Source organism: uncultured Aliiroseovarius sp., assembly GCF_947492455.1.
GTDB lineage: Bacteria > Pseudomonadota > Alphaproteobacteria > Rhodobacterales > Rhodobacteraceae > Aliiroseovarius.
The window spans coordinates 183,674-206,847 of sequence record NZ_CANLNB010000005.1 but is presented as its reverse complement, the minus strand read 5'-3'; the positions used below and the strand labels follow the sequence as shown (position 1 = coordinate 206,847).

Annotated in this window: 22 protein-coding genes, 1 tRNA gene, 1 other RNA gene and 3 pseudogenes; 10 read left to right on the top strand and 17 right to left on the bottom strand. The window is 59.3% G+C overall.

The genetic code is table 11. The features are described from left to right. Positions 1-159 (top strand): annotated as a pseudogene (locus tag Q0677_RS13905) (electron transfer flavoprotein subunit alpha/FixB family protein); the annotation flags it as partial. An 86-nt stretch (positions 160-245) separates the two neighbouring features. Here Q0677_RS13905 and Q0677_RS15090 read toward each other — a convergent pair. Next, positions 246-485 (bottom strand): annotated as a pseudogene (locus Q0677_RS15090) (helix-turn-helix transcriptional regulator); the annotation flags it as partial. Positions 486-549: 64 nt separating this feature from the next. Further along, positions 550-1,257, bottom strand: a pseudogene (locus tag Q0677_RS13900) (IS6 family transposase). 94 nt (positions 1,258-1,351) lie between these two features. Here Q0677_RS13900 and Q0677_RS13895 point away from each other — a divergent pair. After that, positions 1,352-1,867, top strand: a complete 516-nt coding sequence (locus Q0677_RS13895) for a hypothetical protein (protein ID WP_298910977.1) — start codon at positions 1,352-1,354, stop codon at positions 1,865-1,867. A 351-nt stretch (positions 1,868-2,218) separates the two neighbouring features. Here the strand turns inward: Q0677_RS13895 and Q0677_RS13890 are convergent. The 14 genes from Q0677_RS13890 to Q0677_RS13825 all read right to left on the bottom strand — a co-directional run bounded on the left by Q0677_RS13890 (position 2,219) and on the right by Q0677_RS13825 (position 16,977). Continuing rightward, positions 2,219-2,308: transfer RNA gene (locus tag Q0677_RS13890), tRNA-Ser, on the bottom strand. Between the two features lie 213 nt (positions 2,309-2,521). Further along, positions 2,522-3,241, bottom strand: a complete 720-nt coding sequence (locus Q0677_RS13885) for an alanyl-tRNA editing protein (RefSeq protein ID WP_298910973.1) — start codon at positions 3,239-3,241, stop codon at positions 2,522-2,524. Beyond that, entirely contained in the window at positions 3,234-5,717 is a 2,484-nt protein-coding gene (locus tag Q0677_RS13880; protein WP_298910970.1) for a DUF3772 domain-containing protein, read from the bottom strand. Before Q0677_RS13880 ends, Q0677_RS13885 begins: the two co-directional genes overlap by 8 nt. Beyond that, positions 5,717-6,751 carry a cysteine synthase A gene (locus tag Q0677_RS13875; RefSeq protein WP_298910967.1) on the bottom strand — a complete coding sequence of 345 codons (1,035 nt, stop codon included), beginning with the start codon at positions 6,749-6,751 and terminating at the stop codon, positions 5,717-5,719. The genes Q0677_RS13880 and Q0677_RS13875 overlap by 1 nt, the downstream gene beginning before the upstream one ends. Positions 6,752-6,823: 72 nt before the next feature. Further along, a complete protein-coding gene (locus tag Q0677_RS13870; RefSeq protein WP_298910964.1) occupies positions 6,824-7,960 on the bottom strand; it encodes a gamma-glutamylcyclotransferase in 1,137 nt (378 codons plus the stop codon). Positions 7,961-8,005: 45 nt separating this feature from the next. Then, positions 8,006-8,446, bottom strand: coding sequence for a TrgA family protein (locus Q0677_RS13865; protein ID WP_298910961.1), 441 nt, complete (start codon positions 8,444-8,446; stop codon positions 8,006-8,008). 99 nt (positions 8,447-8,545) lie between these two features. Continuing rightward, positions 8,546-9,751 (bottom strand): cyclopropane-fatty-acyl-phospholipid synthase family protein, encoded by a 1,206-nt coding sequence (locus Q0677_RS13860; protein WP_298910958.1) that lies wholly within the window; start codon positions 9,749-9,751, stop codon positions 8,546-8,548. A gap of 156 nt (positions 9,752-9,907) precedes the next feature. Next, the gene (locus Q0677_RS13855; protein ID WP_298910953.1) at positions 9,908-11,134 is read right to left on the bottom strand and encodes an aminotransferase class V-fold PLP-dependent enzyme; all 1,227 of its coding nucleotides are present in this window, start codon (positions 11,132-11,134) and stop codon (positions 9,908-9,910) included. Positions 11,135-11,346: 212 nt separating this feature from the next. Continuing rightward, positions 11,347-12,927, bottom strand: a complete 1,581-nt coding sequence (locus Q0677_RS13850; protein WP_282064633.1) for a BCCT family transporter — start codon at positions 12,925-12,927, stop codon at positions 11,347-11,349. Positions 12,928-13,102: 175 nt separating this feature from the next. Further along, positions 13,103-13,462, bottom strand: coding sequence for a contact-dependent growth inhibition system immunity protein (locus Q0677_RS13845; protein WP_298910916.1), 360 nt, complete (start codon positions 13,460-13,462; stop codon positions 13,103-13,105). Beyond that, on the bottom strand, positions 13,455-14,447 hold the full coding sequence (acuI, locus tag Q0677_RS13840) for an acryloyl-CoA reductase (protein WP_298910913.1): 993 nt from the start codon (positions 14,445-14,447) through the stop codon (positions 13,455-13,457). The genes Q0677_RS13845 and acuI overlap by 8 nt, the downstream gene beginning before the upstream one ends. A 10-nt stretch (positions 14,448-14,457) precedes the next feature. Continuing rightward, the gene (locus tag Q0677_RS13835; RefSeq protein ID WP_298910910.1) at positions 14,458-15,558 is read right to left on the bottom strand and encodes a dimethylsulfoniopropionate demethylase; all 1,101 of its coding nucleotides are present in this window, start codon (positions 15,556-15,558) and stop codon (positions 14,458-14,460) included. 32 nt (positions 15,559-15,590) lie between these two features. Continuing rightward, complete coding sequence (locus Q0677_RS13830) at positions 15,591-16,223, bottom strand: DUF1326 domain-containing protein (protein WP_133489562.1); 633 nt, start codon at positions 16,221-16,223, stop codon at positions 15,591-15,593. A 1-nt stretch (position 16,224) separates the two neighbouring features. Continuing rightward, positions 16,225-16,977, bottom strand: coding sequence for a DUF2182 domain-containing protein (locus Q0677_RS13825; protein WP_298910905.1), 753 nt, complete (start codon positions 16,975-16,977; stop codon positions 16,225-16,227). Between the two features lie 115 nt (positions 16,978-17,092). On the opposite strand from Q0677_RS13825, the gene Q0677_RS13820 reads away from it, so the two are divergent. Continuing rightward, positions 17,093-17,827, top strand: a complete 735-nt coding sequence (locus Q0677_RS13820; protein WP_298910902.1) for a FadR/GntR family transcriptional regulator — start codon at positions 17,093-17,095, stop codon at positions 17,825-17,827. Here the strand turns inward: Q0677_RS13820 and Q0677_RS13815 are convergent. Next, the gene (locus Q0677_RS13815; protein ID WP_298910899.1) at positions 17,824-18,633 is read right to left on the bottom strand and encodes a hypothetical protein; all 810 of its coding nucleotides are present in this window, start codon (positions 18,631-18,633) and stop codon (positions 17,824-17,826) included. The genes Q0677_RS13820 and Q0677_RS13815 overlap by 4 nt on opposite strands. A 34-nt stretch (positions 18,634-18,667) precedes the next feature. On the opposite strand from Q0677_RS13815, the gene ssrA reads away from it, so the two are divergent. The 7 genes from ssrA (at position 18,668) to Q0677_RS13780 (ending at position 23,135) form a co-directional block, all read left to right on the top strand. Next, positions 18,668-19,044, top strand: a transfer-messenger RNA (tmRNA) gene (gene ssrA, locus Q0677_RS13810). Positions 19,045-19,097: 53 nt separating this feature from the next. Beyond that, entirely contained in the window at positions 19,098-20,342 is a 1,245-nt protein-coding gene (gene chrA, locus Q0677_RS13805; protein WP_298910896.1) for a chromate efflux transporter, read from the top strand. A 68-nt stretch (positions 20,343-20,410) separates the two neighbouring features. Next, the gene (locus Q0677_RS13800) at positions 20,411-20,932 is read left to right on the top strand and encodes a ClpXP protease specificity-enhancing factor SspB (RefSeq protein ID WP_298910893.1); all 522 of its coding nucleotides are present in this window, start codon (positions 20,411-20,413) and stop codon (positions 20,930-20,932) included. A gap of 155 nt (positions 20,933-21,087) precedes the next feature. Next, on the top strand, positions 21,088-22,482 hold the full coding sequence (gene fumC / locus Q0677_RS13795; RefSeq protein WP_282064621.1) for a class II fumarate hydratase: 1,395 nt from the start codon (positions 21,088-21,090) through the stop codon (positions 22,480-22,482). Next, positions 22,482-22,664 carry a DUF4169 family protein gene (locus tag Q0677_RS13790; protein WP_298910886.1) on the top strand — a complete coding sequence of 61 codons (183 nt, stop codon included), beginning with the start codon at positions 22,482-22,484 and terminating at the stop codon, positions 22,662-22,664. The genes fumC and Q0677_RS13790 overlap by 1 nt, the downstream gene beginning before the upstream one ends. Beyond that, a complete protein-coding gene (locus tag Q0677_RS13785) occupies positions 22,661-22,873 on the top strand; it encodes a ribbon-helix-helix domain-containing protein (protein ID WP_298910883.1) in 213 nt (70 codons plus the stop codon). The genes Q0677_RS13790 and Q0677_RS13785 overlap by 4 nt, the downstream gene beginning before the upstream one ends. Before the next feature lie 70 nt (positions 22,874-22,943). Beyond that, on the top strand, positions 22,944-23,135 hold the full coding sequence (locus tag Q0677_RS13780; protein ID WP_298910881.1) for a hypothetical protein: 192 nt from the start codon (positions 22,944-22,946) through the stop codon (positions 23,133-23,135). Positions 23,136-23,174: the final 39 nt, after the last annotated feature.

Here is a 23,174-nt window from a genome sequence, read left to right as displayed (position 1 = left end):
GGCATCTCGGGCGCCATCCAGCACTTGGCTGGTATGAAAGACTCGAAGATCATCGTTGCGATCAACAAAGACGAAGAAGCACCGATCTTCCAGGTTGCCGACTTCGGCCTGGTTGCCGACCTGTTCGACGCTGTGCCGGCCCTGACCGACGCCGTCTGATCGGACATCGCATAAGACACAAAAGGCCCGCCCATCCGGCGGGCCTTTTCTGTTTACAGCTTTTGCGAAGTGCGGAGGCGGTCAGGTCAGCTACTAACCTCGGCCCTGAAGGCAGAGAGGGTGATCCCGAACTTGCTTTTGAACAGGCGAGAGAACTGCGCCTGATCCGAAAATCCAAATCGATAAGATACTTCTGAGATCGGAAGCCCCGGCGCCGTTGCCAGACGATCCCGCGCTGCGATCAGGCGCTGATCTCGTATTTGCTGGCTGACCGTACCATTCACATCCTTGAACAGGTCATGCAGATAGCGTTTCGAGATTCCGCTGCTTTCAGCGAGGTGCTGTCAGACTAATTCGAACTCGTCTCTACTAGGCCAGCACGACTGTCATTTATTCAGCGCAAAGACCGCGCCACTCGGCGAGAGCAACAGTACGGTTTAGCTTGAAATGGCATCTTTGCGAAAGGTTGCGATCCTGGTTGAAGTGGTTGAAGACGGAAGCGTGGACGGAAACGAATTTCTGCAAACTTCGCATTCTGCGAAACCTCTGCATCGCCCGCTCCCTTCGTCGAAAGGGTAGGTTTGAATTCTCAATTCGGTTGTTCTTCCAGCGGCCAACCTCTCGCTTATCGGTGTTGCCGAGCAACCGCGTTGCGGCTCCGTATGACCGAAGTTTGTCTGCCACAACCACTTCCGGTTTACCGTATCGCTTCATCGCTTTCTTCAGGAAAACAAGAGCTGCAGAGCGATCCCGACGTTTGGTTGCAAAGCTTTTTAAAACCCCTCCCTCATGGTCCACTGCCCTCCACAGATAATGCCGTTTGTCGTTGATCTTTACAAAAACCTCATCCAGATGCCACCTTCAGGTCGAGTACGCTCGAAGTTGCTGGACCCGCTTTCGGCGAATTTCAGACGCGAACATTGGGCCGAAGCGATTCCACCAAAATCGAATGGTTTCGTGGCTAACGTCAATACCGCGTTCGTGCAGCAAGTCCCCTACGTTTCGAAGCGACAGCGGGAACCGGACATACAGCATTACCGCCAGCCGGATAATCTCCGGGCTGGTTTTGACGTAGAGAAAGGGCGATCTCTTTCTCATACCAGGACGCTACTTCCCCGCTCCACCCGCCTCAAGCTAGTTTAGTCTGACAAGAGCGGCTGGATCGTTTGCAGCGACAGACGCCGTCAACGGGTTGATCACGCGTCTGGATGCCGAGGTGATCAAAACTATCGCCCTGGTCATTCAGTCCGGCACTCTTGGAAATGGCCAGTTGTGCATCACGCTGTCTGCGGAACCGCTTGTTGGGATGTTGAAACTCAAACCAGGAGATTTGCACCCGACTCTGCTAGACATTTCTGTCCCCATCATCATCCGGCGACGCGGTGCCGAGATGAAGATTATTGCCGGAGAGCAACACCCTACACCTGACAAAACCCTCCTCCAGGCGTTACGCAATGCCCATGCCTGGATTGGCGAGATGAAGTCCGGCACGTCCATCCGAGAGGTCGCCACAAAGGCCAGCATATCCGAAAGCTATGTCACGCGGATCCTACCGCTGGCCTTCCTGTCACCCCGAATCCAGAACGTCATTCTGAGTGGCACCCAACCGGTCGAGCTCACCCTCGAAACCCTCGTGTGCACCACGCTTCCCCTGGACTGGTCCGCCCAGGAACGCCTGCTCGGATGGCCTGAATTCCCCTCTCCCTGATACCGCGCCAGGTTTCCTGATCCTTGCCTACAAACTCCCTGTTACCGAACATAAGTTACCTGTTCCGGCGTATGGGGAATTAGGCGCGCAACCCATTGTTATCCCTGCAGTTAAATTTCCACCATCTGCTCCAAATCATCGATCGCTAACAAAATTCCCTGTAAATCACCCCTTATCAGGGAAATAGCTGTCCAAACCCCACCGACCCAATTGGGCCTTTGAGACTTCTGAGAATGAACAGGGGAATTCCGACCGACGGTGAGTCTCAGTGCAAAACACATCCCCACAACCGCCTGAATTGACGGCAGTAATCAAAACCAATTCTGCAGGGAAACCTGAGACAGGGGTGCGTGGCGGAGCGGAAGGGATTCGAACCCTCGAGACGGTTCCCCGCCTACACACTTTCCAGGCGTGCGCCTTCGACCACTCGGCCACCGCTCCGCCGACGTTGTTATTCGGAAGTGCTGCGGGGTTCAAGCGGTCATTATCACTTTTCGCGGCGGGCAACGCGAATATCTACACACGACCAAACGCAGCGACGCTCACCGCATTTTCTTGTCATAAATATCCCCGCCGGAGGCCTGAATTCTGCCGCAGCTTGCTGCGGCCACCGCCAAGTGGAGCGGCCCGACAGGGCCGCGCCGCGCGGCAGCGCTAGTCTTCAAGATGCAAGGCAACGCGGCGGTTCATGCGGCCTTTCTTTTCCACCTTCCCAAGACGGACACGACCAATTTCGGTCGTGCGAACAACGTGCGTGCCACCACAGGGCTGAAGATCCACCTGCTCACCCTCCGTTCCAATCCGTACCAACCGCACTTGGCCCGCCCCTTTCGGGGGCTGTACGGACATTGTCTTGACCAGACCGGGGTTGGCCTCAAGCTCGGCATCAGAAATCCAACGCATCGTGACCTCAAGATCGCGGGCGATCAGGTCGTTCAGCGCGTCCTCGACAGCCTGCTTGTCCTCAAGCGGATGCTCCATTGCAAAATCCAGACGCGATTTCTCGGCCCCGATCTGACCACCCGTCACGGGCAGTGGAATCACGACTGACAACAGGTGCAGCGCCGAGTGCATCCGCATATGTCGCAGACGCAGATCCCAATCGAGGTTCTGGACGACGTCAGCACCAACGGGTGGCAGCACCTGCCCCTCCGAAGGCACCAGAATGATCGCGCCACCCTCGCCCTTCACCGTCGTGGCGACCTCCATCTGTCCGCCGCCCCATGTCAGTTGCCCCCGGTCCCCCGGTTGCCCGCCGCCGGTCGCATAGAACAGGCTTTGATCCAGAACCACGCCGCCCTGATCAGTATGGGCCAGAACACGGCCCGGTGCCTCGGTCAAATACGCGTCGTCTTGAAACAGTGGCTTACTCATCGCCCTCTCCTTCCCCGTCCAGATCCTCGACCGTCATGGCGTCGCGGTCCAATTTTTGTTCCGGCGCTGCCGCCGTCGCAACGGGCGCCATTGCTGCCCCGGTCAGCACCTCGGGATTGCGCAGCCAGATATCGCGCTGCGCGAAGGGGATCTCGATCCCTTCTTCGACGAAGCGGCGCGCGATCTCGTGGTTGATCTCGCTTTTCACCGACAGCATGAAGTTTACGTCAGACAGGATGGCGCGGATTTCGAAGTCCAGACTGTCTGCGCCAAAACCCTGAAACACCACGGACGGAGCCGGGTTCACGGTGACCATCGGATGCGCCTCGGCGATCTCGCGCAGGATGGCTTCGACACGTCTGGTATCAACGCCGTATGCTACACCCACAGGCACGATCACCCGCCCGATCGAATTGCCGCGCGTGTAGTTCGTCACCACGCCCGATACGAGGTCCGAGTTGGGCAGGATCACGTCTGACCGGTCGAACGTCTCGATCCGCGTCGCACGCACCGAGATATCGCGCACATAGCCCATCTGGCCGTTCACCTCGATCCAGTCCCCTTCGGAAATGGGGCGTTCGATCAACAGGATGATGCCAGACACGAAATTCGACACGATGGTTTGCAGGCCAAAGCCAATCCCAACGGACAGGGCACCGGCAATGATCGCGATCGAACTCAGGTCGATCCCCGCCCCGGTGATGGCAATGACAGCCGCCAGGAAAATCCCGACATAGCCGGTGCCCACGGCAATCGCGTTCTGCCCGCCCTTATCCAGCTTGGTCTTGGGCAGGATGGTGCCACGTAACGCGGATTGAAGCGCGCGGGTCGCGCCGTAGCCGACAAGGAAGATGGCGGCGAAAATCATAAACGCGCGCGGGGTAATCCGGGCATCGCCCATCTGGAACCCGTTTAGGAAACGCGTCCAAAGTTCCAAGAGATCGGTCGACCGTGCACCCCAGATCAAAGCCAGCAAGGGGATCGCGCCCAAGAGCAGGCAGAAGCTGATGATCACGGGCAAAAGCGCCTGATCCGTCGTCTCGTTGTCGGCGCGCAGGACCGTGGCATAGACGGCTTTGATAAAGGCATTCAGGATCTCGAGCACCGCCAGAACACCCAGCGTCAGGATGGTCGGGATCAGCAGGGCCTCGGCCAATGTGGAATAGCCCACGGCGGCCGCCACAGGTGCCGCAAACCCGACGAGCTCGCAAATCCGGCCAATGACGGCGATGGTCCGCGTTCTAAACGCGCTCTGCGTGGCTGCCGCTTGCGCGCCAAGCTGGCGGCGCAGCAAACGCCCCAGTCGTACCAAAAGGACGCCCGCGCCCACAAGGAAGGGAAAGGCCAGAACTGCGTTGGTGCCGCTGGAATAACTCTCGGCCGCGCCAATGTCGCGTAGCAGGGACAAGAGGCCCAGAAGCAAGCCAAGCAGAGTGACGTCGATGCGCGCCTCGGCCCGTAACGCAGGCGTCGGTAAGTACAGCGAGGCATGTGCGGGCTCTGCCCCGAAAATCCGCGTGCCAATCCACAGCGAGACGAAAAACAGCAGACCCGCCGCAGGCAGCGCATCCGCGATCACCTGCCCGCGCAGGCCCAGTACGCCCGCAAGGTTCAGCGCAATCAGGAAGGCAAACAGCCCCAGCATCGGCGCGATCACCTGCCCCAGCGAAATGACAAAGCCGACAACGCCGCGCGATGGCCCTTTGCGCATCTGACGCAGGCGGTTGCCCACCCGGATCAACCAACTGCGCGAGCGCGATAGCAACACCAGACCCACTGCCAGCAGGACCAACGTCAGTGGCAGGTCGGCGTGCAAATCGCGCCGTTGTGCCTCGCTGCCCCAAGCATTGCGCATTTCGGTCAGCGCCGTGGAAAAGGTCTGTTTTAGCGACGCCAGCGCCAACGGCCAGATCGCCGGGTTCAGCGGTGTCGGGCCAAGTTCCAAAAGTTGGTCGGTTTGGCGCGTGCGCAACACGCTGTCGATTTCGCGGATCAGAAGGTCCGCGCGGGCATAGGCCTCTTCCGCTTCCTTGACGGGTGCTTGCGCCTTGCTCAGCTCATCAGTCAGCGCAGCCCGCCGCTGGGTCAACACCGCGCCCTCGCTTCCCGGATCTTCCGGCTCGGGTCCCAAGGTGGCCAGCTGCGTCTTCAGTGTGTCGATACGGATCGAATTCTCGTCCTGCGCGGATTTAAACAACCCGCGCCACTGGTCGATCTCGCTGCGCAACTCGCTGAGCGCCTGATCCGAGGCGCGCCCGATCTCGAGTACGCGTTCGCCCCGTTCAGCCACACGTGACCACGCCAGATAATCTGGCGTGCCGCTTTCGGTCAGGACATAGCTGGGCGTATCCGTGCTGGTCTCTGCGTCTTGCGCGCTGGCCCCGAGGGGCAAAAGCAGCAGCGCGGCGCACAGCCACACTCGCATCAACCAAAGGACCCGGGTGGGCAGCGTCGAACGGCGCAGATCAGAGGTCATCAGTGATCCTCGAACACCTCCGGCATGAAGGCGGGTTCGCGATCCAACCAAGTGGGGATCGGAAGGCCCTTTTCACGCAGGAAGTCCGGGTTGAACAGCTTCGACTGATAGCGCGTGCCGTAGTCGCACAGGACGGTCACAATCGTGTGGCCCGGCCCCATTTCGCGCGCCATGCGCATGGCGCCGGCCACATTGATGCCCGACGAGCCACCAAGGCACAGGCCTTCATCCTGCAGCAGGTCGAAGATCACTGGCAAAGCTTCGTCATCGGGGATTTGGAACCGCATATCCGGCGTGAAGCCCTCGAGGTTCGCGGTGATGCGCCCCTGCCCGATCCCTTCGGTGATCGAGCCACCTTCGGGTGCCGCAGTGCCGGTTTCATACAGCGAATACAGACCCGAGCCCATCGGGTCGCTGAGCGCAACCTTCACGCCTTTGGGCTGTAATGCCATGCCGACGCCGGCCAGCGTGCCGCCCGAGCCGACCGCGCAGGTGAAGCCATCCACCTTTCCATCGGTCTGCGCCCAAATCTCAGGCCCAGTGCCTTCGATATGCGCCTGACGGTTGGCCACGTTGTCGAACTGGTTGGCCCAGATCGCGCCCGCAGGTTCGCTTTCGTTCAGCTTCTCGGCCAGACGGCGCGAGTAATGCACGTAATTGTTGGGGTTCTTGTACGGAACGGCAGGGACTTGAACCAGTTCGGCGCCCGCCAGACGGATCATGTCCTTCTTTTCCTCGGATTGGGTTTCCGGGATCACGATCACCGTCTTGAAGCCCATCGAGGCGCCCACCAGCGCAAGGCCGATCCCGGTATTCCCAGCGGTCCCTTCAACAATCGTCCCACCCGGCTTCAGCGCGCCACGCGCCACGGCATCACGGATAATAAACAGCGCCGCGCGGTCCTTAACGGACTGGCCCGGGTTCATAAACTCGGCCTTGCCCAGAATTTCACAGCCCGTCGCCTCAGAGGCGGCATTCAGCCGGATCAGAGGCGTATTGCCCACGGTTGCTTCGAGATCGCGTTTGATGTCCATTTTCCAGCCCTTTATCGCGCGTCGTTTCTACCATCTGTATGACCTGACAATAGGCGGTTCAAGGGCCGAGCATCACGAATGCGTGCGCAAATCCTGCCGATTGGCCGCCAACCAGAAAGCCGCGAGGATCAGAGGGCCAACATTTGCCTCGCCCGAGGTGATCAGCTCCATCAAACGATCAAAGGGGATGACGTGGCTGCGAATGTCCTCGGCCTCGCTTTCGACGCCCCCAATGCCGCCTGCATCATCGGGAAGATCGCAGAGGGCGATGAAGGGGAAAAAGAACTCGGTATTTGCGCCGGGGCTGGGGTAATGCGGGGGCAGTGGAATCAGACGATCCAGCGTGAGCCCCGCTTCCTCCATCGCTTCGCGGCGTGCGCAGTCTTGAGGAGCCTCACCACCGTCGATACGGCCAGCAACGGGCTCAAGTAGCCAAGGATGCACATCTCCGCGGACATGCGGGCCAATGCGGAATTGTTCGATCACCAAAACACGGTCGCGTACCGGGTCGTAGGGCAGCACGATCACGGCATCCCCGCCGACGAAAGCAGCGCGGTCCACAACCTCGCTCATCTCGCCCGAATATTTGCGGAACGACAGCTCCTGCTCTTCCAGGGTGAAGAACTTGGTATAGGGACGGCCACTGTTTTGAACCGACACATCCTGCGCCCCGTAATTCGCGCGCAAGGTTGTCGGGGCCGGTTCGGTTCGTGCCCGCACCCGGCTGGAGGCACGCGTTCGGATCATGGGAAAGCGACGCGCGATCTCGTCTGGCGTGACCTGCCCGAACCCTTCCATGACCTCTTTCGCGGCCTCAACGGTCATGGCGCCGTACTTGGATTCCCAGTCGCTCAGTTTCCAAACGGCTCCGGGCGTCCACAAGCCGGGGGCCGGGAAATAAACCTGTGTCTGGACCTGAGTGCCGTCGGGCTCGACCTGCACCGTGACATCTTCCAGAGCATAGTCAAACCCACCCTCATAGAAGTTGAGCCGCGCGACATCCTGATCCGACAGATCCTGAACCAAAAGCCCGTGCAACCAAGCTGATGCATCACCTTCAGAGATCATTGGAAAGGGCTGATTTTTAACCCAATTTGCGACATGCCCGGGCAGCACCGCAGGGCTGATGCGACAGGTGCTTTCGCCCCCCAAAACCAAATCCAGAAGCGGGCGATGGCACAGGGTGCCATAAAAGAACAACGAATTCACAGGATCCGTTTCACGTCTGCAGGCGGCACGGCACACACAGATGCACTATCCCCACTTTCGAGCGGCGTAAAAGGCCGAAGATGACGCGATAAATGTGCCAAGGATCGCGACGGCCGCGACCTCTGCCGTTGTATACTCAACCGCATAGTCCATACCGATCAGGAAGATATCCTGCAGCGCCTCGATCGGCCCGTCATAGCGCTTGCGCAGCGAGTTGCTGATCATTTTTGAAAACGAGAAGGCAAACAGTGTCAGAAAGACTTGCACAAACAGCGTCGTTCCCGCGTTCGCCCCGACGTTTCCCAGCCCACGATCCGCACGGGGCCCCAGATAGAACCAACCGACGATCAACCCGGCTGTGGCCGTGGTCGGCGACAGTTTGGACAAATCCTGACCTTCAGGGAACAAGGGTTTCACCAACTCTGCACACAGCCATCCAACAGCAGCCAAAATTAGTGCAGAGATCAGTTTTGCGGCTGTGGGCATAGGTCTTCCAAATTTAAGGCACGTGGTCGTTTTTACTAAATCGTTAAGATCTGCTTAAGGCCATACTATGACGTAAATCCCGGCGTTAAAACAGATTTATCAGAGCTTTCGAGCGACAGTCAGTTGTACGACATCGCAGCTTCCTGAATGGAACGCCGCCGCACATGACGTCAGGTAGAAATTCCACATCCGGTGAAATTTCTCGTCAAACCCCATCGGCGCAATTTTGCCCCAGCTGGCGTTGAAGCGGTCAAACCAGCGGCGCAACGTGACCGAGTAACTTTCCCCGAACTCAATCCTGTTTTGCGTGTCCAAACCGGCGCGCGTCACCTCATCCTGCAGCACGGTTTTTGACGGCAACATGCCACCCGGAAAGATGTATTTCTGTATGAAATCAACGCCCTTTCGATAGGCATCAAACCTACGCTCGGCGATGGTGATGATCTGAAGCGTGGCCTTCGCGCCAGGTTTGAGGCAAGATTTCACGGTTTCGAAATAGATGGGCCAGTATTTCTCGCCGACCGCCTCGAACATCTCAATCGAGGCGATGCCGTCATATTGGCCGGTCTCGTCGCGGTAATCCTGCATCTTGATCTCGACCATGTCGGACAGGCCCGCGCGGCGCAGTCGTTCGACCGCATAATCATGCTGCTCCTGGCTGATGGTCAGGCCGGTCACGCGGATCCCCTTGCGTGCGGCGTGCTCGGCAAAGCCGCCCCAGCCGCAGCCGATTTCCAGCACGTGATCCCCCGGCCCCACACCCATCTCGTCAATCATCGAGGCGTATTTCGCCTCTTGCGCGCGTTCGAGGCTTTCCTGCCCCGTTTCAAACAGCGCCGAGGAATAGGTCATCGTGTCATCCAGCCACGCCTGATAGAAATCATTACCCAGATCGTAATGGGCCGAGATGTTCTTCTTCGCCTGTTTCTTGGTGTTGGCCCGCATCAGATGGCGCAGACGCTCGTAAGCGCGCAGGAAAATCTGACCGGGAAACCCGTCATAAACCATGTCATTGTCGTCCTGCACCAAGTCCAGAAAGGCCTGCAAATCCGGCGTCGACCACCCACCTTCGATGTAGGAGTCACAGAACCCTAGATCTCCTTCGCGGATCAGGCGGGCGAAAACATCCGGATCATGGACGTGAAGCTCGGCCACATAACCGGACTGCGCCGCTTCCGCTCGAAACCGGCGTCCATCAGGCATCACGAAGTCTAAACGGCCTTTGTTCATACGTTTGGCGATCGCAAACACTTGCGCGAAATAGCGGGGCAGATCGCTTTGGTCTTTGGTCTCTGTCAGGATCATGTCACACCCCTGAAGCAACGAAATACTGCTAAAAGGCTATGTCGGGCATGGGTCAGCTGACAAGGTGGCTGCTGTGCAAGTGCGGAAAACGGCTTTGCAAATGCAGTATTTAGGGGCGCTGCCCCGGCCAACGCGACCGGGACAGCGCAGGAAGCCTCAGAGCACCTGATCCAGTGCGTCGATCAGTTTCGCGACCTCTTCTTCGGTCGTGTAATGGGTGAAGCTGAGGCGCAAAACACCGTGTGCGGGGTCTACCCCCTGCGCCTGAAGCGCGCGCACGGCATAGAAATCGCCTCCGCCCGCCATGATGCCCTTCGGCGCCAAGGCTGCGGCCAGATCCTCGCCCGGAATACCGGAAGCCAGCGACACGGTCGGTGCCCGATTGGCCGCCACCGACGGTCCCAACAGACGGACCGAATTCTTGGCGGTGGCGTAGTCCAGAAGCGGTTGCAGCAGCTTCACCTCGTGATCGCGCATCAGGGTGTGAGCGGCAGCGGCCAGTTGGACCGCATCCCCGGTTGCTCCGTGATGCTTGGCCAGGGCCTCCATATAATCTGCCATCCCGGCGGACGCCGCCACTTGCGCGTGGTCCGGGCCTGCGGGGGTGAAGCGTTTATAAAGGCTATCCGCGTTGAAATAATGTGCCTGATTGGGCAGCGTTTCCCCAAGGGCGCGGCGGATCACCATAATGCCCTGATGTGGGCCATAGGTCTTGTAGGCCGAGAACAGATAGATATCTGCACCCAGATCATCGACATTCACAAAGCCATGCGGGGCGTAGCTGACGCCATCCACGCAAGTGTATGCCCCTGCCGCGCGGGCTGTGGCACAAATCGCCTTTACGTCATTGATCTCGCCCACCACGTTCGAGCAATGGGGGAAACAAACCAGCTTGACCTTGCCGTCGCCCAAAAGGTCCTTTAGCGCGGCGGGGGCCAAATGTCCGGTCTCGGGATCGATCTGCCATTCGCGGAGGTCAAACCCTTCGTCGGCCAGACGGCGCCACGGGCCAGAGTTCGCTTCGTGATCCTGATTGGTGACGACGATTGCATCGCCCGGCGACAGGTGCTGCCGGAACGCCTGTGCCAATACGTAGGTGTTCTGTGTGGTGGACGGCCCGAAGGACAGCTCGTCCGTGTCGACGCCCATCATGGCTGCCAGACGCGCGCGCGCCTCATCCATTTCTTCGCCCGCCAGTCGCGAGGCATCATAGGGCGCATAGGGCTGCACCTTGCGCTGCGTGTAATAGCGGGTCAGGCGATCAATCACGGGCTTGCAGATATATGACCCGCCCGCGTTCTCGAAAAACGCTTGGCCCTGCAATGAGGGTTCAGAAAACGCAGGAAATTGCGCACGTACCCAGTTTACATCAAGCTCGGCCATCGCAGGCTCCTTTTTGGTGTGTCGGGGGATTGTCCTGCCCCCTGAGTTTCAAGGTCAGGCAGGTCTTCCAGCCAGCCCGCAAGCCTTAGGCGACCGGGGCAGATCCGTGCGGTGACGGAACACCCAATCGCTAGGACGCGCCACGCAGTGGGTCAAGAAAAAAGAGGCCCCGAGGGGCCTCTTCCAAAGTCTTATCTGCGGTCGTGGTCGCCTTAGCGGCGGCGTTCAGCCCGCAGCCCCAGGAAGATCGAGACGCACATCAGGACCAAAACAATCGCAAACGGGAAACCCGTGGCAATCGCAGCGGCCTGCAGCGCACCAAGTCCACCACCCAGAAGCAGCGCAATTGCGATGGCACCTTCCAGGATACACCAGAACACACGCTGAGCGGTCGGCGCATCGGTCTTACCACCGGCGGTGATCGCGTCGATTACAAGCGACCCCGAGTCCGACGAAGTCACGAAGAACACGATGACCAGAATGATGCCGATGAAGCTTAGAACACCGGTCAGCGGGAAGGCTTCGAACATGGTAAACATTTTCACTTCCAGTGCAGCGTCTTTCAGAGCCTGACCACCGTCACCCATCACTTGATCCAGTGCAGCGCCGCCAAAGACGGTCATCCACAGCGCACCAACAATGGTCGGAATGATCAGAACGCAGGTCACGAATTCGCGGATGGTCCGACCACGCGAGATGCGTGCAATGAACATACCGACAAAGGGTGACCAGCTGATCCACCACGCCCAGTAGAAGGCGGTCCAGCCTTGCATGAAGTTGGTGTCTTCACGGCCAACCACACCCGACAGTGCCGGCAGGTTCACCATGTAGGCCCACATGTTGTCGAAGAAGCCGGTCAAGATGGCAAGGGTCGGGCCAACGATGATCACAAGGATCAGCAGGACAGCGGCCAGTACCATGTTGGCTTCCGACAGGCGTTTCACGCCCTTGTCCAGCCCCGCCACAACCGAAATCAGCGCAAAGCCGGTGATCAGAACGATCAGAAGCACTTTCATACCATCGCTAATCGGCACACCGAACAGATAGTTTAGACCACCAAGCGCCTGGCTTGCACCCAGTCCCAGCGACGTCGCCAGACCAAAGATGGTGGCAAACACGGCCAGTACGTCAATGATGTGTCCAACAAAGCCCCAGGTTGCTTCACCGAACAGCGGATAGAACACTGAACGCATGGTCAGCGGCAGACCGCGGTTGTAGCTGAAAAAGGCCAGTGCCAGCGCAACAACGGCATAGACCGCCCAGGGGTGCAGACCCCAGTGGAAGATCGTGGCAGCCATTGCCAGATCGCGCGATGCAACCGCATCGCCCGCGGCAGCACCCAGCGGTGCCCAGTCGGTGCGTAGGCCGTTCTCGACAGCCGTACCGCCCATCGAGCTTCCGAAGTGCGAGATCGGCTCGGCCACGCCCCAGAACACCAGACCGATGCCCATGCCTGCGGCAAACAGCATCGCGAACCATCCCATATAGGAATAGTCAGGGCGCGCGTCATCGCCACCCAGACGGATCGACCCATAGGGCGTCACGATCAAGAACAGCGAAAACAGAACGAAGATGTTACATGCCAGCATGAACACCCAGTCAAAGCTGCTGGTCAGCGCAGGGCGCAGCCAGCCAAAGAAATCACCGGCTTGCTCTTTAAAAACCAATGAAAAAAAGACAAATGCCAGAATGGTCAGGCCGGACACCAGAAAGACGGGATTATGTACATCCAACCCGAAAATCTGGACGTTGTCCTGACCGACCTCATAGTTGGTTTCAGTCTCTGTCCCCATGGATATCTCCTCCTTTTAGGACTGTGAAGTGCGCGGAACTTGGGCGCGATCACAGTGAGGAAATTGGGGTATTGGGACTGAAAACGGGCCGAAAACGACCTTTTTGTCGCCTTCTGCAGGACCGCAAAAACGCGCACAGACTGGCGGATTTGGCACCTTTTCTATTCGCGACAGATCATGTGCCGAATGCGCCTTTGTCGTGATTCTTGGCCATTTCCTGAAGCTCTGCATCCAGCGGCCAGCGTTTCGCGGCAGCTTCCAGCAGGTCTCCGGGATAATAATCCCCCTCGGCCAAGGGATCCTGCCGTAGCACGTTCAGCGCAAAGGGCTTCAACACGTCCGCACCAATATCCTGCGCGATCATGATGCGCAGATCTTCAGTGGTAAATTGTCCAAGGGGTTTTCGGCGCAGGGCAGTTGTCGTGGCCTCGATATAGGACACGCAACAGGCGACGGGCCAGCGCTGCCCGTCGATCTCTTCCAGCGTTTTATTGGCGAGGGACGCGAGATCGCGCCCCTCATGTTTGTTAGGCATTCACATCCACCACAACACGACCTTTGACACCCCCTTTTAGGATATCAGCCCCCAGTCCGGGAAGGTCTTCAAGTGTCGCAGGGGTAATCATCGCTTCAAGCTTGTCCATCGGTAGGTCGGTCGCAATGCGCTGCCATGCGCGCACGCGGTTGTCGTAGGGCTGCATGACCGAGTCGATGCCCAAAAGGTTCACACCCCGCAGCAGGAACGGAATGACAGTCGCGGGCAAATGTGCGCCGCCAGCCAGACCAACAGCCGACACGGACGCCCCATATTTCATCTGCCCCAGCACGCGCGCCAGCATGTCGCCGCCCACGGCGTCCACACAGCCCGCCCACGTTTCGGCTTCCAGCGGGCGTTTGGTGGTTTCGTTCAGTTCTTCCCGCGCGACGATGGTGGTGGCGCCCAGCGACTTCAGATAATCCGCCTGATCGGCGCGTCCGGTCACGGCAGCAACTTCGTAGCCCAGATTGGCCAGAATGGCGGTAGCAACCGAGCCCACGCCACCCGCAGCACCCGTGACCAGCACCGGCCCCTGCCCCGGTTTCAGACCGTGATCCTCCAGCGCCATCACAGCGAGCATCGACGTGAAACCCGCCGTCCCAACAGCCATCGCCTGTCGGGTGGTCAAACCATCGGGCAGCGGCACCAGCTTACCTGCGTCGATGCGTGCCTTCTGGGCATACCCGCCCCAAGACACCTCGCCCACACGCCAGCCGGTCAGCACGACTTTATCGCCGGGCTTGTAACGGTCGTCATCCGACGCTTCCACGGTACCCGCATAGTCGATCCCCGGCACGTGGGGATAGTTACGCACCAGCCCGCCGCCCTTGGCCGACAGGCACAGCCCGTCCTTGTAGTTCACGGTGGAGTATTCCACGGCGACAGTCACATTGCCCTCGGGCAGCGCGTCTTCACCGATTTCCTTGATCGACGCTTGGGCCAGCCCCCCGTCGTTTTGCTCCATCATCAATGCTTTGAACATTGTCGTCTCCTCAAATCCAGAAAGTGTCATAGACCGTCGCCGCGCGCGGTCCGTCAGGCGTCATCACGTCGAGCTCGGTGCCCGAGTCCCAATGGGTCATCCGCACCATGCCGATGGCGACACCGGTATTGAAATCGGGGGAGTTGGCGGCCGAGGTCACCTGCCCCACCTGCCGGTCCCCATCCATAAGGGGCCACGCTCGATCACAAGGTGGAACGCTGCCTAAGATCTCGATCGCGCGAACCTGTTGGACTGGACCTTCCTTGGCCACACGCAACAGCGCGTCACGTCCAACACAGCCCAGAGCACTTTCCGTAGAACAGAAGCGCCCCAACCCGGCCTCGTGTGGAGTGTTTTCGCGGGTCATGTCGTTGCCATAAGACAGAAGCCCGCCTTCGACGCGCTCGATCCCGTTGGGGCAGCCCGCATGGACATCCATACGCGTGCCAGCCTCCATCAGTGCGTTCCATAGTGGCATGGCAATATCGCTGCCCTCGACATAGATCTCGAACCCGCCCTGCTTGGAATAACCCGACCGTGCGACAACCAGTTTGCGCCCTTGGAACTCCAGCCGTTTGTAGCGGAAAAATCGGATGTCGCGCACGGCATCACCAAACACCGCGGCAGCCAGCTCATCAGACAGCGGCCCCTGAATGGCCAAGGGCGACACGTCAGGCTCGTCCACCAGAACATCCAGTCGGAAGCCATAGGCCAGTCCCTTCACCCACATGAGCAGATCACTGTCTGCAATCGAGATCCAGAACCGGTCTTCGTCCAGCTTCACCGCGACAGGATCGTTCAGCATCCCGCCGGTCTCGTCGACCATCGGTACATAGAAACACTGCCCGTCTTGCATTTTCGACAGATCACGAGGGGTGAGCATCTGGATCAGGCGGGCGGCATCTGGGCCACGCACCTCGACCTGACGCTCGCAAGCAACGTCCCAGACCTGAACGGCGTCTTTCAGGTGACGATAGTCTTCTTCCACCGACCGAAAGACGGTCGGCAGCAACATGTGGTTATACACCGTGTACCCTTTGACCCCAGCGGCTTCGACGCCGTCAGAGAAAGGGGTGCGCCGCAGGCGGCGGGACGGAGAGATCAAGGCCATGGGTCGCGCTCCCGTGGGGTCCTCCGGCCGCGTTAGCGACCAGGGCCTTTCCAATCGATTTGGCAGATCTCGGCGGATTTGCCGTCAAAGTCCCAAACGCGACCGAAGGCACGCACGCGCGCCTCGTCAGCCTTGGCGACGGTGATGTCCGGACCCATCCAGTAATTGGTGTTGGTGATTACCTGATCGGCCCCACCTTTACCCGGAACGGGCGTGACCGAGCCGCGAATGGCTTTACCGACGATCAGACGGCGGGTGTTGCCTTCGGTCTCGAACGACACCGGCGCGCGCTCGGCACCCAGGAACTCGCTGACCAGCATCTTGAACAGACCGGTGGTGCCTTTGGCCGCGCCGGTGAAGATGTGGCAGAGCGCTTCGAACGCCTCGTCCGAGGCACGCTCGTCAATATAGGCCGCCGCTTTCCAGTTGCCGCGCGCCATCCGGCCGGGGATCTCCAGCAGCAGACCCACGTTCAGACCCGCCAGATCCACGTCACCATACTGGCCGCTGTCGATGCGAATGCCGGCCCAACCCATGCAATAGCCTTCGGTCGGCGGGTGGTCACCAAGGCTGACCACGCAGGGGCAGAACACCGTACAGTTACAGTTGAGGATCAGCTCCCCTTTGATGGTCCATTCGACCGTGCCAATTTGCGATCCGTCCATGTTATCCTCCCTGGACAAGCGCCACGATCCCGCCCGCGATCAGCGCCCAGCCCAAGGGGCGGGTCAGATAGCGGCCCAGATCGGGCAGTTTTTCAAAAATCATGATGAGAGTGGCGAGCCCCATGAAGGCGAGGTTCATCACCCCACCGACGAAGCCCAAAAGCATCAGCGCCCAGCAGCAACCAAGGCAAATCGCCCCCAAGCGCAGGCCCAGCGCGACCGCGTTCCAACGGGTCTCGCGCCAGTATTGCATAAAGAAGGTCATCGGTTGGCGGCACTGGCTGAGGCAGCTGTCCTTGAGGGACGAGAATTGATACGCCCCTGCCCCGATCAGCAATCCGCCCGTCAGCCACGGCGAGACGCTTTGGCCCAGTGGCGACAGAAGCCCAGCGCGGAAGAGCACAAGCTGCCCGGCGGCAGCGATGGCAGCAAAGCCCAGCCAAATGGCCAGATAACCCGCAACCAGCTCGGCAAAGCCTTGGCGCGTGCCTGCGCCCGAGGCAATCATGTCGTCATAGGTGGCGAAAGTCGGCAGCGCAGTCGGGGCCATCATCGCGGCGGACATCACCGCCCACATGGCAAAGAGCCCCCAGAACCCGGCTTTGTCAGGCTCGACCACACAGAGAGAGCGCCAGAAGTCAGCGCCGTATATCCGCGACAGTTCCAACGCATCGGATGGCAGCGCCATCGCATAAAGAAGCGCCCAGCCCACAAAGATGAGCCCGAACAGCGCCAACCAATGTGGTGCCCCCATCGTTCTGATCCTTGACGCGACCGACATATTGTCTCCATCTTGCGAGTCGGAATGATAATGTCTGACAATTGCCGATAGGGCAAGTAAATGTCTGACAATTGGAAAGTGACGCGGCGTGAAAACGGACCTGAACGAAAACGAAGACCTCTCGACCCAGATCGCAGAAGCCATTCGCGATGCCATTATCGAGGGCAGCCTGATCGTGGATCAACGCCTGCCCTCCGAGGCGGAACTGTGCGAGAAATTCGACGTGGGCCGCTCCACTGTGCGTGAAGCCTTGAAACGTCTGGCCGCGCAAAACCTGATCCGCACCCAGCGGGGCGCGGCAGGCGGGGCGTTCGTGAACCGCATGTCCTTTGAAGAGGCCTATGACCAGCAGATCACCACCTCGACCCTGCTTCTGTCGATGAACCGCGTGGATTTTGAGACGGCGTGCGAGGCGCGATACGCCCTAGAACGCTCCTGCGCGCCCCTGTCCGCCCAGCGCCGCACAGCGGATCAACTGGCCACCATGCGTGCCGAAATCCACCGCCAATCGCAGCCCGGCCTGACCGACGAGGCCTTCTGTGCCTCAGACGTGGCCTTCCACCGGGCGCTGGTCGATGGGGCGGGCAATCCAGTGCTGTCCTATCAGCTGGCAGGCGCTGTTGAGGCGATGCAACCGCTGATGAACATGATCACCTATACGCAGAGGGATCGAGAGCGGATCGTGGGGCTGCATACGCGGCTGGCAGATGCGATTGAGGGGCAAGATGGTGACGGGGCTGACAATACCCTGTCAGAACTGGCGGAGTATACGATTGAATTAGGTCGGAGACGGCTTGCGGTGAAGCAAAGCAGCTCAGTCTAGTCGTTCTCGCGCACCGACTTACTCGCCACCGACGCGGCATAAAATTCTGTTAGGATTGCGACTTCCAACCACAACACGATTGCCGCTGGAAAAGACCAAACCAAACCCCAGAAAAACAACGCGCCCCATTCGATCAAACCTTCTGGGGTGTCGCCGTTCAACTTTAGCCCCAGAAGAAAATCATCAAGTTGTCCCTGACCGAAGTACAGCAGAACAAGCAGAGCCGCGAGCAACAATGCTTCGAAACGGAACGGCTTTGTATTGCGCCAGGATGCAAAAATCCCAACCTTTGGTTCATTCACCGCGATCGCAACGAGTCCGGTCCATCCCCTGAAGAACAAAGACAAAATAATAACGCTGACCACGAAGAGGGCGAACAATAGTCCAATGCCAAGCTCATCCCGAACTCCGTCGGCAGCCGGCTGTTCCAATGCAACATACAACGCGGCAAACATCCCCAGGAAGAGAGCCGTTGCGATAAGCAGATAGCCCAGCCACCGTATCCCATAGCCAAACAGACGCGATCCCACCCGTTCCCGCAGGGTTACACCATTTAGCAGGACCTGCTGATGCCAGTTAATCGCCAGTAGTACGAATGCCACCAAAAGTATTGATGCGTTCTTAAATTCGCCCAGCCCCTCATCACGGGCACTCACGGTAGTCAACGAGTATCCGCGCTCTTCGAAGAAAGGGATGGGAAGGCACATAATCGCCCAGATCATAGTCAACGCACCAATAAACTGTGCTGCTTGAGTTCGATTCAGCGATGCGCTCACAATGAGCCGCCTAAATACTTGAAAAGTCATTATTTCAATCCGTAACTATCGATTCTACATCAAGTCCCTTTTCAACTACCAAGCCACAACCTATATATGCAATGTCCCCTCGGGGACTATGGACATAAACGCGCTCGTAATAAGCGGATCGGACCCGGGGGCGGTACCCGGCGCCTCCACCATATTGCACTCAGGGGCATCCTTCGTTTGGGGACACCTTGATATCGTGGGGGCGAAATAGGATCGACGGACGTCTAAAGGGGTTAGCTTTGTTTCGGTGAGATACCACCGTTATCGGTTCACTTAAGCTAGTTGCAAACGACAACAAAGCTCCGGCAATGGCTCTGGCTGCGTAAGCAGTTCGGGTCGCCGAAACTTAAGCCCCTAGGCCTAGCCGCTTAGGGCGGGGTTCGCAGGCACCTGGCAACAGAAGCCTGCACTTCCCCCCCACATTTTCGCTTGCAATCGGACCCGCTTCGCGCCCCTATCCGCGCATGAGCCCGTCGCTGTCCGATCTTACCCGTGTCTTCACCCGCATTGGCCTGATGTCCTTTGGCGGGCCAGCGGCGCAGATTGCCGTCATGCACAAGGAATTGGTCGAGGACCGCCCGTGGCTGACCGAGGATCAATTTCTGCGTGCGCTGTCCTTTTGTATGCTCTTGCCCGGACCCGAGGCGATGCAACTGTGTACCTACGCAGGCTGGAGGCTGCGCGGCACGTTGGGCGGGCTGATCGCGGGGCTTCTGTTCGTCCTTCCCGGCGCCGCCGTCATGTTCGCGCTGGTTCTGGCCTATGCGCACTGGGGCAATGTCCCAGCGGTCGAGGCGCTGTTTCTTGGGATCAAGGCCACCGTCATCGTCGTGGTGCTGCAAGCCCTGTGGCGGTTGGGGCGGAAAACCCTGAAACGCCCGCTGCATTGGGGCATCGCGATTATGGCCTTCGTGGCGCTCTATCTGTTTGGACTTCCGTTCCCTCTGGTGATCGTCGCAGCCGCCGCTTTTGGTGCGTTGCGCCCCGTCTCTCAAAGCACTGTTGAGCCTGCGCCGACCCCGCAGACCCGCGCGACCCTCGCCACCATCGCCCTCTGGGGCGCGCTCTGGACCACACCGATCATTCTCGCGCTTCTCTTAGGCGCCGACTTCCTTGTGGATGTCGGGCTCTTCTTCTCGAAACTCGCCGTGGTCAGCTTTGGCGGCGCCTATGCGGTACTGGCCTATATGGCACAGGCCGCGGTCGAGGCCGAGGGCTGGATCAGCGCGGGCCAGATGGTCGACGGGCTGGGACTGGCCGAGACCACCCCCGGCCCCTTGATCCTTGTCACACAGTTCGTGGGCTTCATGGCGGGCTACAATCTGGCAAGCGTCGGCTTGGCCTTCGCGGCTGGTCTGATGACGCTCTGGACCACCTTTGTGCCCTGCTTTCTATGGATCTTTACCGCAGCCCCCCATGTGGAATGGCTGACCAGCCAACCCCGGCTGGACGCGGCCCTGCGCGCCATCACCGCCGCCATTGTCGGCGTCATCGCCAACCTGATGCTCTGGTTCGCCATGGCGGTGTTCTTCGCCCGCACCCTTCCAATCTGGGAGGGATTGCCCGGCGCGCGCCCGGTCGTAAGCTCGGTTGATCTGACAGCCGTCGGCCTCTGCGCCCTTTCGGCCCTGTTGCTCACCCGTCTGTCCCTACCCGTCACCCTGATCTGCATGGCGCTGGCCGGGCTTGGCTACAATCTGCTCGCCTGAGCACTTCCCATCTTCCCTTCCCCGCCGCCTGCCCCTATTCTGACCCAAAGCGCAGGAGGATCGCCCGCATGTCCGACCAGATCGACTATGGAAACCTGATGCATGACGCCATGCGCAGTCTGATCCGCAAAGTTCTGGACGATGTCGCGCGTGACGGCCTGCCCGGAGAGCACCATTTCTTCATCAATTTCGACACGCATCACGAAGATGTCGAGATCGCCGACTGGATGCATGACCGCTTCCCTGACGACATGACCATCGTTCTGCAACACTGGTTCGAGGATCTGGACCTGCGCCCGGATGGATTCGCCGTGACGCTGAATTTCGGCGACGTACCCGAGCGCCTTTACGTGCCCTTTGATGCCATCCGCACCTTCGTGGACCCCTCGGTCGAGTTCGGCCTGCGGTTTGAACTTCAGGAAGAGCATCACCCCGATCTGCATCTGGCCGGAGACGAAGACCTTCTGGCCGAAGAAGAGCAGCCCGTGGCGGACCCGGAACATGACGATGCCGAAGCAGGTTTTGCCGAGGATGTGGAAGAAGAGCAGCACGACGCCGAAATCGTCAGCTTGGACAGTTTCCGCAAATAGTCCTTATCGCCCCGTGCAGTCTGCCACCAACCACGCAGACATCGCTTCGCGCTGAAATTACCGCAATCGTTAGCGGTATCCCACGGTATACAGGATTGAACTTTGCGCCCATTCCGGTATGAAGAACGCGGTTTTTTTGACAAAGGCGCAAAGACATGACCCAGACCCGCACCGAATCCGACAGCTTTGGCCCGCTCGAGGTTCCTTCCGACAAGTATTGGGGCGCTCAGACGCAGCGTTCGATCATGAACTTCCCCATCGGTTGGGAAAAACAGCCCGTGGCCATCGTCCGCGCCCTTGGCGTGATCAAGCAGGCCTGTGCTGAAGCCAACAAAGCGTCGGGCGCCATGAACGCCGACATCGCGGATGCGGTCATTCAGGCGGCAAGCGAAGTGGTTGCCGGCAAATTTGACGACAACTTCCCGCTGGTGGTCTGGCAGACCGGCTCGGGTACCCAGTCGAACATGAACGCCAACGAAGTCATCGCCAACCGCGCGATTGAGATCATGGGCGGCGTCATCGGCTCGAAAGACCCGGTACACCCGAACGATCACTGCAACATGGGTCAGTCGTCGAACGACACCTTCCCGACCGCCATGCACATCGCGACCGCCATGTCGGTCCGTGACGTACTGCTGCCCGGTCTGGAAAAGCTTCTGAAAGGTCTTGAGGCCAAAGAAGAAGAATTCAAAGACATCATCAAGATCGGCCGCACCCACACGCAGGATGCGACCCCTCTGACTCTGGGTCAGGAATTCTCGGGCTACGCCCACATGATCCGTCAGGGCATCGCCCGCGTGAAAGCCGCCCTGCCCGGCATTTACGAGCTGGCTCAAGGCGGCACCGCCGTTGGCACCGGCCTGAACACCAAGCAAGGCTGGGGCGAAGAAGTCGCCGCCAACATGGCACGCATCACCGACTTGCCCTTCGTTACCGCCCCCAACAAGTTCGAAGCCCTGTCGGCCCATGACGCTATGGTCTTCATGTCGGGCGCTTTGGCCACGGTGGCTGGCAGCTGCTACAAAATCGCCAACGACATCCGCTTCCTGGGTTCGGGCCCGCGCTCGGGTCTGGGCGAACTGATTCTGCCGGAAAACGAGCCGGGCTCGTCGATTATGCCGGGCAAAGTGAACCCGACCCAAGCCGAGGCTCTGACTCAGGTTGCCGCCCACGTCATGGGCAACGACGCCGCGATGAAATTCGCAGGCTCGCAGGGTCACTTTGAACTCAACGTCTATAACCCGATGATGAGCTACAACCTGCTACAGTCGATCCAGCTGCTGGGCGACGCCACCGACAGCTTCACCGAGCGTATGCTGAACGGCATCAAAGCCAACGAGCCGCGCATCGACAAGCTGATGAAGGAAAGCCTGATGCTGGTGACGGCTCTGGCCCCCACCATCGGTTACGACAACGCGACCACCGTGGCCAAGACCGCACACAAAAACGGCACCACCCTGAAGGAAGAGGCGATTGCCCTCGGCTTCGTGGATGAAGAGACCTTCGACGCCGTGGTCCGCCCCGAGCAGATGATCGGCCCGAAAGCCTGATGGAAAAGCCGGTCAACCTGAACCGGTATCGAAAAGAAAAAGCGCGGGCCGACAAAAAGGCCCGCGCAGACCAGAACGCGGTGAAATTTGGCCGGACCAAGGCCCAGAAAAACGCCGAGAAAGCCGAAACAGCGCGGATCACGCGGCTGTTTGACGGCCACAAACAGGATCGAGACACATGAGCCGACCTGCCAAACATTCCCTGACCCTGCATGGCCACCGAACCTCGGTTTCACTAGAACCAGAGTTCTGGAAAGCCTTTCAGGACATCGCAAAAGCGCGCGGCCTGCCCTTGAACGCACTCGCTGCCGAAATTGACAACGCGCGTGGTGTGGATCGCGGCTTGGCCTCGGCGATCCGGGTCTATGTGCTGGATTATTATCGCAGTTAATTGCGGGTTAACCAAGCTGGCGTAGCGTGACAGTATGCCCGTACCTGCTCCTCTCACGCCAGAAGCCTGGATGATCGACCTTTTCAGCTCGAAAGCAGCGCGCCAAGGCGCGGTCATCAGACGTAAGCTGCGCGATATTGAACGCTATGTCGGTCGTGATCGGTTTGAGGATGAACTTCGGCGACGTGGCTATCACGCGGTCGAGAATGCCGGTCAGTTGGTGATCTTCTGCAATCAAGAACCGATCCGTCGCATCGTCTAGCCGTTTTCTTGCAAGAAAACGAACCGGGAAATTGTAATT

Coding starts and splice junctions, on each gene's coding strand:
- Q0677_RS13845 (WP_298910916.1), bottom strand. CDS start 13,462: ATGCCTAACAAACATGAGGGGCGCGATCTCGCGTCCCTCGCCAATAAA.
- Q0677_RS13880 (WP_298910970.1), bottom strand. CDS start 5,717: ATGACCTCTGATCTGCGCCGTTCGACGCTGCCCACCCGGGTCCTTTGG.
- Q0677_RS13835 (WP_298910910.1), bottom strand. CDS start 15,558: ATGGCCTTGATCTCTCCGTCCCGCCGCCTGCGGCGCACCCCTTTCTCT.
- acuI (WP_298910913.1), bottom strand. CDS start 14,447: ATGTTCAAAGCATTGATGATGGAGCAAAACGACGGGGGGCTGGCCCAA.
- fumC (WP_282064621.1), top strand. CDS start 21,088: ATGACCCAGACCCGCACCGAATCCGACAGCTTTGGCCCGCTCGAGGTT.
- Q0677_RS13825 (WP_298910905.1), bottom strand. CDS start 16,977: ATGGGGGCACCACATTGGTTGGCGCTGTTCGGGCTCATCTTTGTGGGC.
- Q0677_RS13785 (WP_298910883.1), top strand. CDS start 22,661: ATGAGCCGACCTGCCAAACATTCCCTGACCCTGCATGGCCACCGAACC.
- Q0677_RS13790 (WP_298910886.1), top strand. CDS start 22,482: ATGGAAAAGCCGGTCAACCTGAACCGGTATCGAAAAGAAAAAGCGCGG.
- Q0677_RS13855 (WP_298910953.1), bottom strand. CDS start 11,134: ATGGCCGAGCTTGATGTAAACTGGGTACGTGCGCAATTTCCTGCGTTT.
- Q0677_RS13815 (WP_298910899.1), bottom strand. CDS start 18,633: ATGACTTTTCAAGTATTTAGGCGGCTCATTGTGAGCGCATCGCTGAAT.
- chrA (WP_298910896.1), top strand. CDS start 19,098: ATGAGCCCGTCGCTGTCCGATCTTACCCGTGTCTTCACCCGCATTGGC.
- Q0677_RS13780 (WP_298910881.1), top strand. CDS start 22,944: ATGATCGACCTTTTCAGCTCGAAAGCAGCGCGCCAAGGCGCGGTCATC.
- Q0677_RS13860 (WP_298910958.1), bottom strand. CDS start 9,751: ATGATCCTGACAGAGACCAAAGACCAAAGCGATCTGCCCCGCTATTTC.
- Q0677_RS13875 (WP_298910967.1), bottom strand. CDS start 6,751: ATGGACATCAAACGCGATCTCGAAGCAACCGTGGGCAATACGCCTCTG.
- Q0677_RS13800 (WP_298910893.1), top strand. CDS start 20,411: ATGTCCGACCAGATCGACTATGGAAACCTGATGCATGACGCCATGCGC.
- Q0677_RS13865 (WP_298910961.1), bottom strand. CDS start 8,446: ATGCCCACAGCCGCAAAACTGATCTCTGCACTAATTTTGGCTGCTGTT.
- Q0677_RS13885 (WP_298910973.1), bottom strand. CDS start 3,241: ATGAGTAAGCCACTGTTTCAAGACGACGCGTATTTGACCGAGGCACCG.
- Q0677_RS13830 (WP_133489562.1), bottom strand. CDS start 16,223: ATGGACGGATCGCAAATTGGCACGGTCGAATGGACCATCAAAGGGGAG.
- Q0677_RS13850 (WP_282064633.1), bottom strand. CDS start 12,927: ATGGGGACAGAGACTGAAACCAACTATGAGGTCGGTCAGGACAACGTC.